Annotated in this window: 10 protein-coding genes; 6 read left to right on the top strand and 4 right to left on the bottom strand. The window is 73.7% G+C overall.

Going from position 1 to position 12,159, the window contains the following annotated elements; genetic code table 11:
• Nucleotides 1–133 precede the first annotated feature (133 nt).
• Nucleotides 134–1,630, top strand: coding sequence for a hypothetical protein (locus tag DEU31_RS10730; protein ID WP_010550756.1), 1,497 nt, complete (start codon nt 134–136; stop codon nt 1,628–1,630).
• A gap of 66 nt (nt 1,631–1,696) precedes the next feature.
• Nucleotides 1,697–2,686, top strand: a complete 990-nt coding sequence (locus DEU31_RS10735) for a bile acid:sodium symporter family protein (protein ID WP_133677102.1) — start codon at nt 1,697–1,699, stop codon at nt 2,684–2,686.
• A gap of 21 nt (nt 2,687–2,707) precedes the next feature.
• On the opposite strand, the gene DEU31_RS10740 is transcribed toward DEU31_RS10735, so the two are convergent.
• Nucleotides 2,708–4,507 carry a BCCT family transporter gene (locus tag DEU31_RS10740; RefSeq protein WP_133677103.1) on the bottom strand — a complete coding sequence of 600 codons (1,800 nt, stop codon included), beginning with the start codon at nt 4,505–4,507 and terminating at the stop codon, nt 2,708–2,710.
• 245 nt (nt 4,508–4,752) lie between these two features.
• On the opposite strand from DEU31_RS10740, the gene DEU31_RS10745 reads away from it, so the two are divergent.
• Nucleotides 4,753–5,463 carry a DUF4352 domain-containing protein gene (locus DEU31_RS10745; RefSeq protein ID WP_133677104.1) on the top strand — a complete coding sequence of 237 codons (711 nt, stop codon included), beginning with the start codon at nt 4,753–4,755 and terminating at the stop codon, nt 5,461–5,463.
• Nucleotides 5,464–5,841: 378 nt separating this feature from the next.
• On the opposite strand, the gene DEU31_RS10755 is transcribed toward DEU31_RS10745, so the two are convergent.
• Nucleotides 5,842–6,606, bottom strand: a complete 765-nt coding sequence (locus tag DEU31_RS10755; RefSeq protein ID WP_126988025.1) for a hypothetical protein — start codon at nt 6,604–6,606, stop codon at nt 5,842–5,844.
• A gap of 108 nt (nt 6,607–6,714) precedes the next feature.
• Between DEU31_RS10755 and DEU31_RS10760 the strand changes: the two genes are divergently transcribed.
• Together DEU31_RS10760 and hrpB are read left to right on the top strand one after the other, a co-directional pair.
• Nucleotides 6,715–7,275 carry a hypothetical protein gene (locus tag DEU31_RS10760; RefSeq protein ID WP_243733806.1) on the top strand — a complete coding sequence of 187 codons (561 nt, stop codon included), beginning with the start codon at nt 6,715–6,717 and terminating at the stop codon, nt 7,273–7,275.
• 33 nt (nt 7,276–7,308) lie between these two features.
• Entirely contained in the window at nt 7,309–9,807 is a 2,499-nt protein-coding gene (gene hrpB, locus DEU31_RS10765) for an ATP-dependent helicase HrpB (protein WP_133677105.1), read from the top strand.
• Here the strand turns inward: hrpB and DEU31_RS10770 are convergent.
• A complete protein-coding gene (locus DEU31_RS10770; protein ID WP_133677106.1) occupies nt 9,794–10,447 on the bottom strand; it encodes a GPP34 family phosphoprotein in 654 nt (217 codons plus the stop codon). The two genes, hrpB and DEU31_RS10770, sit on opposite strands and share 14 nt — an antisense overlap.
• Before the next feature lie 103 nt (nt 10,448–10,550).
• Between DEU31_RS10770 and DEU31_RS10775 the strand changes: the two genes are divergently transcribed.
• Nucleotides 10,551–11,018, top strand: a complete 468-nt coding sequence (locus tag DEU31_RS10775) for a DUF3817 domain-containing protein (RefSeq protein ID WP_133677107.1) — start codon at nt 10,551–10,553, stop codon at nt 11,016–11,018.
• Between the two features lie 18 nt (nt 11,019–11,036).
• Here the strand turns inward: DEU31_RS10775 and DEU31_RS10780 are convergent, their stop codons facing one another.
• On the bottom strand, nt 11,037–12,038 hold the full coding sequence (locus DEU31_RS10780; protein WP_133677108.1) for a hypothetical protein: 1,002 nt from the start codon (nt 12,036–12,038) through the stop codon (nt 11,037–11,039).
• Nucleotides 12,039–12,159: the final 121 nt, after the last annotated feature.

Here is a 12,159-nt window from a genome sequence, read left to right on the forward strand (position 1 = left end):
TGGTCTCGCTGTCCACCACGGTAAGCCCGTCCCCGGATGTGCGCCATCTCCCGCGGGGCGGATGGGCCCTGCCGCACCGCGCCCGCACGTGCTTGGATGAGCGGGCACACCCGTCAGGACCGGAGGTCACCCCATGGGACGCGAGATCGGCAGCACCGAGTACACCCGTTCCCAGCGCACCCGCTATCGGCGGGAGCTGCGCCGGAATCTCGACCTCTTCGAGACCTTCCTGGACACGGCCGAGTTCGTGGACGAGGGGACGGTGGGCGTCGAGCTGGAGATGAACCTCGCCGACCGCGACTCGATGGCCCCGGCGCTGATCGCGGACACCCTGCTGGAGGACCTCGACGACGAGCAGTACGTCCACGAGATCGGGCGGTTCAACCTCGAGGCGAACCTCCCGGTGACCCATCCGGAGGGGACTGGGCTGCGCGAGCTGGAGACGGCGCTCGGCGCCGCCGTCGACCGGGCCGACGCGGCGGCGCAGGCCCGCGGGGCGCGCGTGGTGCCCGTCGGCCATCTGCCCACGATCTCCGAGGATCTCTTCGCCGACGAGGCGTGGCGCGCCCCGGGTGCCCGCTACGAGGCGCTGGAGTCCAGCGTGATGGAGGCCCGCGGCGAGGAGATCACCCTGCGGATCGAGGGCGAGGGCCGGGGTGTGGACACCACCTTCGACTCGATCGCGCCGGAGAGCGCGTGCACCTCGATGCAGCTGCACCTGCAGGTGCCGCCGGAGCAGTTCGCGGCCGCCTGGAACGCGGCGCAGGCGATCGCCGGACCGCAGGTCGCGCTCGCCGCGAACTCCCCGTTCCTGCTGGGCAGGCGGCTGTGGCACGAGACCCGCATCCCCACCTTCGTGCAGGCCCTGGACACGCGCCCGCCCGAGTACGCGGCGCAGGGAGTGCGGCCGCGGGTGTGGTTCGGGGAGCGCTGGATCACCTCGATGTTCGACCTCTTCGAGGAGAACGTGCGCCTGTTCCCGGCGCTGATCCCCGAGTCGCGGGAGATGGCGGAGGAGCCGCTGCTGACCGAGGGCCACTCCCCCCGCCTGCACGAGCTGATGCTCCACAACGGCACCGTGTGGCGCTGGAACCGACCGATCTACGATCCCGGCACCGACGTGCCCCACCTGCGGCTGGAGAACCGTCTGCTGCCGGCCGGCCCGACCGCCGCGGACATGGCCGCGAACGCCGCGTTCTTCTACGGCATCGTCCGCTCGCTGGTGCACGAGCGGCGGCCGCTGTGGTCGCGGATGAGCTTCGAGCAGGCCGACGAGTCCTTCCAGCAGTGCGCCCGCTGGGGCCTGGAAGCGCGGGTGCGCTGGCCGAAGGTGGGCCGGGTGCGGGTCGCGGACCTCCTCCAGGAGCACCTGATCCCGCAGGCGATGCAGGGGCTGCGCGAGCTCGGCGCCGACGCGCAGGTGATCGCCCGCTACCAGGAGATCCTCACCGAGCGCGCCCGCACGGGCCGCAACGGCGCCCGCTGGCAGATCGACACCGTCACCTCGCTCGAGCTGCGCGGCGGCACCCGCGAGCAGGCGCTCGCGGAGATGACCCGCCTCTATCGCGCCGCCGTCGACTCGGGCGAGCCGGTGCACGCCTGGCAGGTCCCGGCGCGCCAGCGGGGCTGACGGCCGGCACGACCACCAGGCGTCCACATCTCGGACGGCCGTCTCACAGGGCAGTACAGTGCTCCCATGAGCACCCAGACCCCGTCCCCCGCGCCCGCGAGCACCGCGCGCGCCTCGGAGGACCGCTCCGCGCGCATCGCGGTGACGATCTTCCCCGCCCTGATCCTCGTCGCCGCGGCGATCGGCTTCTTCGCCCCGCCCGTCGGCCAGGCCCTCGCGCCGTTCACGAGCATCTACCTGGGCATCATCATGTTCGCGATGGGGCTGACGCTCACCCTCCCGGACTTCGGGCTGGTCGTGCGCCGCCCGCTGCCGGTGCTCATCGGCGTGGTCGCCCAGTACGTGATCATGCCGCTGATCGGGCTCGGGGTCTCGCTGCTGCTGCAGCTGCCGCCCGAGCTGGCCGTCGGCGTGATCCTCGTGGGCTGCGCCCCCGGCGGCACCAGCTCGAACGTGATCTGCTACCTCGCGAAGGCGGACACCGCCCTGTCGGTGACGATGACCTCGATCTCGACCCTGCTCGCCCCGCTGTTCACCCCGCTGCTGACCCTGTGGCTCGCCGGCTCGTACCTCCCCGTGGACGCGGGTTCGATGGCGCTGTCGATCGTGCAGATGGTGCTGATCCCGGTGATCGGCGGCCTGGTGGTGCGCCTGATCGCCGGGAGGCTCGTGGACCGGGTCCTGCCGGCCCTGCCGTGGGTCTCCGTCGCCGGCATCTCGCTGGTCGTCGTCTCGGTGGTCTCGGGCTCGACCGAGGCGATCGTCTCCGCCGGCGCGATCGTGCTGCTGGCCGTGGTGCTACACAACGGCCTCGGCTACCTGCTGGGCTACTGGGGCGCCCGCCTGCTGCGCCAGGGCGAGCGCGCCGCCCGCACCACCTCCGTCGAGGTCGGGATGCAGAACTCGGGCCTCGCCGCGACGCTCGCCGCGGCATCGTTCAGCCCCGCCGCCGCGCTGCCGGCCGCGATCTTCTCGATCTGGCACAACCTCTCCGGCGCGGTGCTGGCGATGTACTACCGCCGCAGCGCCGATCGCCACCAGGTCGACCCGGCCTGATCCACGGGCGGGTCGAGCGTCTCAGCGCGACTCGTCCCGCAGGTCCTTCGGCAGCGTCGCCCGTGCGCTGCCGGTGCGGGCCGGCAGCGTCCCGGCATCGGGCGCCGTGTCGGGCTCGACCTCCTCGACGTCCTCGTAGATGTCGCTCATGACCGGCACCTCGGAGGTGTACGTCGGCTCGACGACGTAGTCGTCGGTGTCGAACTCGTCGTCCTCCTCGCGCCGCTCGTACTCCTCCGGCGGCAGCACCTGCGCCCATTCGCGGGTGCGGATCTGCGGCAGCTCGCCCGCGTCCTCCCGCAGCGCGCGCAGCAGGGCGTACATCTGGAACCAGCCCATGACGAAGAACGGCAGGCCCACGAGGATGATCGTGGACTGCAGTGCGGTCAGCCCGTCCTCGCCGGAGAACACCAGCAGCGTCGCGGTGATCAGCCCGATCGCGACGCCCCAGAAGATGCGCTGGCCGAGCGGGTTGTAGTCCTCGTGGCCGTTGGCCATCGAGTCGGTGACCAGGGCCGCGGAGTCCACGGAGGTGACGAAGAAGATCACCACCACGATGATCGCGATCACCGAGACGAAGAACGCGGCCGGGTAGTTGTCCAGGAACGCGAACAGCGCGCCGGGGATGTCCCCGTCGCCCACGACGCGGTCCACGAGCCCGCCCTCGCCGCGCAGCTCGATGTCGAAGCTCGCGTAGCCGAAGATCCCGAACCAGATCACGGAGAAACCGGCCGGCACCGCGAGCACGCCCGAGACGAACTGGCGGATGGTGCGGCCCCTGGAGATGCGGGCGATGAAGATGCCCACGAAGGGCGACCAGGTGATGGTCCAGGCCCAGTAGAAGACGGTCCAGGTGTTCTGCCAGCCGGAGTCGGCCTGGGTGTCGTTCCACAGCGCCAGCTCGGGCAGAGCGACGAGATAGTTGCCGAAGGACTCCAGGGTCCCCTTCAGGATGAACAGGGTCGAGCCGCCGGCGACCAGCACGAACAGCAGCAGCAGCACGGCCATGACGATGTTGAGGTTGGAGAGGACCTTGATCCCCTTCTCCAGGCCGAGGGACACGGAGATCAGCGCCAGCCCGCTGACCACGCCGATGATGACGAGGTTCCAGACCGCGTTCTCCGGGACCCCGAACAGCTGGTTGAGGCCGCCGTTGATCTGCAGGGTGCCCAGGCCCACCGAGACCGCGACGCCGAAGACGGTGCCGATGATCGCGATGATGTCGATGATCTTGCCGATCGGCCCGTGAATGCCCTCGCCGAGCAGCGGCTGGAAGATCGAGCTCACGCGCGGGGGCAGGTTCCGCTTGTGGATGAAGTAGGCGAAGCACAGGGCGGGCAGGGTGAAGATCGCCCAGGTGTGCAGCGTGAAGTGGTAGTACGTGAAGTTCATGGCGTCCCGGGCGGCGGCCCAGGTGCCGGCCTCGAGGCCGAGCTCGGTGGCGCGCGGCGGGTCGCCGAAGTGGCTGATCGGCTCGGCGACGCCCCAGAACATCAGGATCGAGCCGATCCCGGCGGCGAAGAGCATCGCGAACCAGGCCGTGCCGGAGTGCTCGGGCGGCTCGTCGTCGGGGCCGAGCTTGACGCGGCCGAAGCGACCGGCCGCGATGAAGATCAGGAACGCCAGGAACACGGTGACGCCCAGGATGTAGAACCATCCGAGGTTGGTCATCAGCCATTGCGAGGCGCTGTCGGTCGCCGCCCCCATCGGCTCGGTGAAGGCGATCGTGGCGATCACGAAGGCGAGGATGATCGCCGCCGAGCCGAAGAAGATCGCGGGGGAAGTGCGCAGTCGCAGCGCGTCGTGGAGTCTCGTCAGCACTGTGCTCGTCTCCTCGTCGGACGGCACCGTCGCTCGGATCTCGCTCATCGGTCGTGCCGCCGCAGGGTGGGCTGGTCGTCGGACGCTCACCAGTATGGCGGAGCCACTGGCCCCGGGGGCGATTTCCCGCAGCGCCCTCGCAGCGTCCGCAGCCTCGGGTCCGACGGGGAGTCCTCCCCATCGCGCCCCGCCCGACCCCGGGATAGCGTGGTCCACGACGCTCCCGGCAGAGGTGGAGGACCTTCATGAGCACCCCGTACGGCATGCCGCCGACCCCGCCGACCGGAGCGCCCCCGCTCCCGCCGGCGAAGAGCCGGACCCCGCTGTACATCGCGCTGGCCTGCGGCTGCGTGCTCGTGCTGCTCCTCGTCCTCGGCGGCGCCGGACTCGGCTTCTATCTCCTCGGCCAGGACGGCGGCGAGGAGCCGACATCGCCCCCGAGCTCGATCGTGGACCCTCCCCCGAGCGAGGACCCCTCCGACGATCCGACCGACGACCCGAGCTCGCCCACCTCGGAGGCGCCCACCGAGATCGAGACCGACCAGCCGGTGGACAAGCCCACCGAGGGCCCGTCGGCCGATGCCACCTCGCCGAGCGACGAGATCTTCACGCTGACGGTCTCGAAGCCCGAGGAGGGGACCACCCTCGAGCTGGGCGGCGAGACGAAGACACCGGAGAACGACAAGTTCATCGGCGTGGCGGTGACGATCGAGAACAGCAGCTCCACGTCCATCGGGCTCGACACCGACCGCTTCCGCCTCTACGACGACTCCGGCACGGAGATCAACATCCGCTACGGCGCCTTCTCGACCTCCGGCCCGGAGATCCCTGCCGGCGAGGAGGCCGAGGCGCAGCTGTACGCCGACGTCCCCGAGGACACGGTGCTCGCGGAGATCAGCTACACCGACGAGGTCGGCACCGGCGGCCAGGAGTTCCGCGTCCCCGTCGGCGGCTGAGAGCGCACCACCGCCACCACCACGACCAGCGGCGCGCGGCGAGCATTCCGCGATCGCCTTCGACCGACTGGTCCGACTGCTGCGTCTGCTCGGGCACGCCAGCTTCTCGATCCTGGATGCGACGCAGGTCAGCGAGGACTCCGGGCCGCCCGGAGCCCCGATTACCAGGGAATGAACAGCCTCGGCACAGTGCTTTTCCCGGCAGCGCGTGTTCACTGTTCTCAACGCGTCACCGGAGGACCCGCTGACTGAGGAGGAGGCGGGATCCGCTGATCCGGGACGCGGGGGAAAGGGATGGCCCCGGCTCGTGGGGACGAGCCGGGGCACTTTCCTGTCCGGGGGTATTCCGCTCCGGCGCCGCCCTCGCCGTGAGCGCTCTCAGCGCCGCAGGTCGATGCCGAAGACGCGTCGTATCTGCGCGACGGCGTGTCGGGTGAAGCGGCGGTCCGAGGGGGTCGAGGCGAAGGGCAGCACGAGGCCGGGATGGTCGGGATGCGTGACGCGGCCGTGCGTCGCCCCGGGGGTGATGACGAACCCTGCCTGCTGCATGCGGCCCAGCAGCTCGCGGCGCGAGGTGGGGTGGCGCGTGCCCTGCCCGCCGCGGGTGGAGGGGCCGGCGGCGTCCTCGGCGATGTCGAGCGCGGGCTCGTACTCGTCGGGGCGCACGCTGAGCGCGTAGCGGGCGGAGAACAGGCCGATCACGGCGTTGTCCGCGCGGCGCACCTGCACGACGAGGTCGCCGCGGAGGAAGTGGTCGCTGGTCCCGGCGTCGGCGGTCCAGGCGTCCTCGGGGTCGGCGACGGCCTGCACGATCCGCTCGCCGTCGGCCCCGGTCACGCCGACGGCGCGGATGTCCTCGTCGCGGATCCGCAGGGGCCGGGGCAGCGGTCGCGGATCGTCCGCGTCGAGCGTGTGCACGGCGTCGCTCGGAGCGGCCGACGCGGCCCGCGGCAGCTCGACCGTCCGGGCCCGTCGGCGCGGCAGCGGGGCGGAGGGCAGGTCGGCCCGCTCGGGCCGGGCGCCCGGCTCGGGCCGGCGCCCCGGCACGGCGGTCCAGTCCACGGGCCGCACGGAGCGGGCGGGGTCCCTGCGTCCGGCGAGCGCCTTCGGACTCGGGACGGGTCGCTCGGGCCTGCTCGCCATCTCGTCCCCTCCCCTGCGCGCTCGTGACCGCCCGACTGCCGGGCTCCCCCGATGGTGCCACGAGGGCGCCGGTCCGCTAGCGTGTCGCCCGTCTCGTCCCGTCCTGCCGTGAGGATCCCCGTGGCCGTCACCGTCGCCCGCCGTTCCCGCTCCGCACGCTTCGCCGCCGTGCTGGCCGCCGTGCTCCTCGCCGCCGGGTGCAGCGGCTCCCCCGAAGAGGAGGGCTCCTCCCCCGCCGCCCAGGGCACGACCGCCGAGGAGCCCGCCGCCTCGGACGGGGACGACTCCGCCGGGGACGACTCCGCCGGGGGCGCCTCCGACGAGGGCGGGAAGACCGCGGCCGTCGTGCCGCAGGAGTCCTATGAGGTCACGCCCGCACCGGAGGGCTTCGTCCCGCCGGAGCCCTGCACGGGCGAGGGCGCCTTCTACGCGGAGCTGGGAGGGGAGGCGAACCCCGGCATGCCCGAGCGCGGCGGGGAGTCCCTGACCGTCTCCCTCGAGAGCATCGAGGGCGACAGCGCGCAGCTCATGGCGCAGGTCGGCGACAGCCCCGCCCGGGAGATCGGACCGATCACCCTGGGCGAGACCGTCGCCGTGGACCTGTGGACGCTGTCGGTGACGAGCGTGTGCGCCGACTCCGAGCAGGTCGAGTTCGACCTGATCGACTGAGGCTGGATCTCGTCACCGGTGGATGATGGGGGCATGACGGACCGCTCCCCTGCCCCGCACCGCTTCGACCTGGACGTCGTCGGGGCGGGGCTGCCCGTCACCGCGGCACGGGAGGAGCTCGGGGCCGCGGCGCGGACGGGCGCGATGGTGGTCACCGCCCCGCCCGGCACGGGCAAGACGACACTGGTGCCGCCTCTGGTCGCGAACCTCGTCGGCGGACTGACCCTGGTCACCCAGCCGCGCCGGGTGGCGGTGCGCGCGGCCGCCCGCCGTCTCGCCTCCCTCGACGGCAGCCCGCTCGGCGGCCCCGTCGGCTTCACGGTCCGCGGCGGGCGGACGGTCGGGAAGGGCACGGCCGTCGAGATGCTCACCCCGGGCGTGCTGCTGCGACGCCTCCTGGCCGATCCGGAGCTGCCGGGCGTCTCGGCGGTGGTGCTCGACGAGGTCCACGAGCGCTCCCTGGAGACGGACCTGCTGCTGGGGATGCTCGCCGAGACGCGGCAGCTGCGGGAGGACCTGCTGGTCGGGGCGATGTCGGCGACGCTCGATGCGCGGGCGGTCGCGGAGGTGCTGGACGGCGCGGCGATCGTGGAGGTGCCGAGCGCCCTGCACCCTCTGCGCACCGAGCACGCCCCCTCCCCGTCCCCGCGCCTGGACGCCCGCGGCGTCACCCGCGAGTTCCTGGACCATCTCGCCCGCACCGCGGCCCGCGCGCAGCGGGAGGAGGGCTGCGACGCGCTGGTCTTCGTGCCCGGCGGCCGCGAGGTCGACGAGACGGTCGCCCGCCTGCAGGGACTCGTCGACGGGGTCGAGGTCCTCCCGCTCCACGGCCGGCTGCCCGCCGCCCAGCAGGACCGCGCGACCGGCGGCCGCCGCCCCGGGGAGCCGCCCCGGATCGTGGTCTCCACGGCGCTCGCGGAGTCGTCCCTCACGGTGCCCGGGGTGCATCTGGTGGTCGATGCGGGGCTGTCCCGCGAGGTGCGGCGGGATCGCGGGCGGGACATGTCGGGCCTGGTCACGGTCAGCGCCTCGCGGGCCGCGATCGAGCAGCGCGCCGGCCGTGCCGCCCGTCAGGGCCCGGGCCGGGCGGTGCGGGTGTTCTCCGAGGCGGAGCTCGCGGGGATGCCGGCCCAGTCCCCGCCGGAGATCACCGCCGCGGACCTCACCGATGCGGCGCTCTGGCTCGCCTGCTGGGGGACGCCGCGCGGGCAGGGCCTGCCGCTGCTGACCCCGCCGCCGGCCGCGGAGATCCGCGCCGCCGAGGAGACGCTGCGGGCGCTGGGCCTGGTCGACGAGGAGGGCCGCCCCACCCCGGCCGGTCGCCGCACCGCGAAGCTCCCGGTCGGGGTGCGCGAGGCGCGGGCCCTGCTCGCGGGCGGGCCGTCGGCCGCCGAGGTCGTCGCCGTGGTCTCCGACGACCACCGCCCCACGGGCGCCGATCTCCCCCGCCTCCTCGCCGATCTCCGCGCCGGCCGAGCCCCCGGCGCCGAGCGCTGGCGCCGAGAGCGCGACCGCCTGACGCGCCTCGCCGGCTCCTCGGGCGGGAGCGCCTCCCCCGGCGCGGTCCTCGCCCTCGCCCGCCCGGAGCGGATCGCCCGCCGGGTGGGCGACGGCTCGCGATCCTATCTCCTCGCCTCCGGCACGCGGGCGGCCCTGCCCGAGGGCAGCGGCCTGCTCGGCGCGCAGTGGCTCGCGGTCTGGGAGGTGCAGCGCGCGGAGGGGCGGGCCGCCGACGGTACGGGCGCGGTGATCCGTGCCGCCGCCCCGCTCACGGAGGACGAGGCCCTCGACCTCGGCGCCGGTCTGCTCGTCGAGGAGCGCACGGCGAGGCTCGAGAACGGCACCGTCCGTGCCCGCCGCCGGCGTGCACTCGGCGCGATCGAGCTGTCCTCCACCCCGGTCGCGACGACGGCCGAGGACACGGTCCCCGCGGTGCTCTCCGCGGTCGGCGAGAGGGGCCTGGAGGCGCTGACCTGGTCGGACACCGCCCGCAGCCTGCGAGGCCGGCTCGCCCTGATCCACCGCGAGCTCGGTGACCCGTGGCCGGCGATGGACGAGGACGCACTCCTGGCCACCCTCGAGACCTGGTTCGCCCCGCACGTGCGGACCCGCCTGGACGGCATCGACCTGGTCTCGGCGCTGCGCACCCTGCTGCCCTGGCCGGAGGCGTCCGAGCTCGACGCCCTCGCCCCCGAACGGCTCCCCGTCCCCTCAGGATCCACCGCCCGGATCGACTATCCCGCGCCGGATGAGGAGGGCGGCCGGCCCGTCGTCGCGGTGAAGCTGCAGGAGCTGTTCGGCCTCGCCGAGACGCCGCGGCTGGTGCGGGGCAGGGTGCCGGTGCTCTTCCACCTGCTCTCCCCGGCCCGTCGGCCGCTCGCCGTCACGGACGACCTGCGCTCCTTCTGGGACGGGCCGTACCGGGAGGTGCGCAAGGAGATGCGGGGCCGCTATCCGAAGCATCCCTGGCCGGAGGATCCGTGGACGGCGCCGGCCACCGCGCGGACCACGGCGCGGCTCAGGTCGAGCTGACCGTAGTGACCACGGTGGCCGCGGCGAGCGCCGCGGTCATGTCGTCCACGACCCGCTTCACGGCCGTCGCGGCGGGGCTGTCGATCTCGAGGGCCTCGATCCGCTGATCGAGCTCACGACGGGAGAGGCCGGGCAGGTCGTCCTTGAGGATCCGGTGGGCGATCCCGAGGGCGCGCAGGATCTCCAGCAGCAGCCCGTCCTGCAGGGAGGCGCGGGAGGGGTCCTCGACGGCGGCGGCGAGACGGGCGCGCAGCGCGGTCTCGAGCTCGTCGTCGTGCGTGGGCCAGGTGGTGGTGAACCAGCCGTCCTTGCGCTGCACGGCGCCGACGGCGGCGTAGCCCTCGCCGATCACCTCGGTGAGGTTCATCATGCGGTGGCCGATCGCGGACTTCAGCGACTTCCCCTCGAGCTCGGCGAGCGCGCCCAGGGCCTGGTCGAGGACGGGCAGGTCGGTGGGCTCGGTGGAGAGCACCTGCACCTTCGGACTGCGCTCCTCGGTCAGCGCGATCCGCTCGCGCAGGGCGAGCTCGGCGATCGCGGCGGCGGCGAGGGCCTGGGTGCGGTACGAGGTCGAGTCCTGCCGACCGGCGTCGTTGGTCAGCAGCAGGAACAGCTCTCCGGGGATCGTGTGCGTCGTCATGACCCCACCCTTCCAGGCGCGCCGCCGCACCGGATCCGACGATCGTCGCACCCCGCCCCTGCTCCCGGGTGGGATCCAGCGGGCCTCTGGCACCATGAGGACCATGCGTCTGATCCGGACCCCGTCCCGCCTGTACCGTCTGCTGGCCCTGGCCGAGATGGTCACCTGGACCCTGCTGCTGCTCGGCATGCTGCTGAAGTACGCGCTGCAGGTCACCGAGGTGGGGGTGCGGATCGGCGGGAGCCTGCACGGCTTCGTGTTCCTGTCCTATGTGGTGGTGACGGTGCTGGTCGCGGTCGATCAGCGCTGGAGCCTCGGGCGCCTGGCGATGGGGCTGGGCTCCGCCCTGGTCCCCTATCTCACCGTCCCCTTCGAGCGCTGGGCGCACCGGAAGGGCATGCTCGGGGACAGCTGGCGGCTGCGCGAGGACGCCCCGCGCTCGTTCCCGGAGAAGGTGGTCGCCCTCGCGCTGCGCCGGCCGCTGCTCGCGGGCCTGATCGCGATCATCGCGGTCGCGGTGGTGTTCTCGGTGCTGCTGCAGCTGGGCCCGCCCACGGAGTGGTTCGCCTGATCGGCGCGGCGAACGGGGTCAGCGCGGCCTGATCAGCGGGTCGATCTGCACGCTCCCGCCGCCGCGGAGGTGCAGCCGGCCAAGGTGCGTGACGGGCGTCGCCTCCGCCAGGCGCGGCACCTGCGGCTGATCCGGCTCCGGCGGCAGCGCCTCCCCGAAGCACACCCCGCAGCCCAGCATTCCGACGGCCTGCGCACGCCGCGCCTCCCAGTCGAGCTGCGCCTCCTGCGAGGCGCGGATCCAGGGGCCGCCGACGGGCCGGCAGGGCCCGCAGCCGTCCTCGCCCTGCAGCGGGCACTGCGCGGGCCGGGCCGTGACCTGCAGCGGGAGCCCCTCCAGCACGGGGACCCGCGGGTCCGCGCCGGTGGGGTGGACGTCGAGCCCGTCCGGCCCGATCCGCAGCACCGCCACCTGTCCGAGCTCCCGCGCGGCCGCCAGCGCGCTCTCGAGCGCCTGGTCGGGATGTGCGCCCAGCAGGTCCTCGCGCGTCGCGACGGCCGGCTCGAACCACTCCCGGCGAGGGCCGACGAGCGCTCCGCGCCCCACGATCCCGCCCCTCGCCCGCAGCGCCGCCGCCACGGCGGGGACGCGGAACCAGCCCCAGCGCGGGGAGAGCGGACGCCGCCGAGGAGCGCCGATCGGAGCCCCGACCTCCGCCCCTTCCCGGCTGGGACGGGCCGGCGCAGCGCTCTCGCCCTGCACCGCCTCGGCCGGTCGCCGGCCGGACAGGTCGCCGACCAGCCCCACGCCATCTCCGTCCACCGGCAGCACGGGCCCGAGAGCGGGCACCACCAGCCACGCGTGCTCGAGCTCGAGCGGCGGACGCGCGGCGAGCGTGCGGCGCACCGTCTCCCGCGCCGGCGGCACCGTCGGCTCCCTCCGCCGGAAGCCGGGCTCGTCCTCCGAGACCTCGACCGCGGGCGACCCGTCTTCCACCCGTGCCGTCACCGCCCCGACCCCGGGCAGGGACAGCTCGATGAGCTGGTCGCGCCAGGTCGCCGCGTGGTCGTCGAGATGCATGCGAATCACCTTCCGAGAAGGGCCCGCAGAGGACCCGAGCCGTCTGACCGGATGGGCGGACGCCCCCGGCCGGGTCTTCCTCGACGGGCACCGGGTTCGGTTCCGGTTGCCGCGCGGCCTC

The organism is Brachybacterium sp. AG952 (assembly GCF_004362645.1).
Lineage (GTDB): Bacteria > Actinomycetota > Actinomycetes > Actinomycetales > Dermabacteraceae > Brachybacterium > Brachybacterium conglomeratum.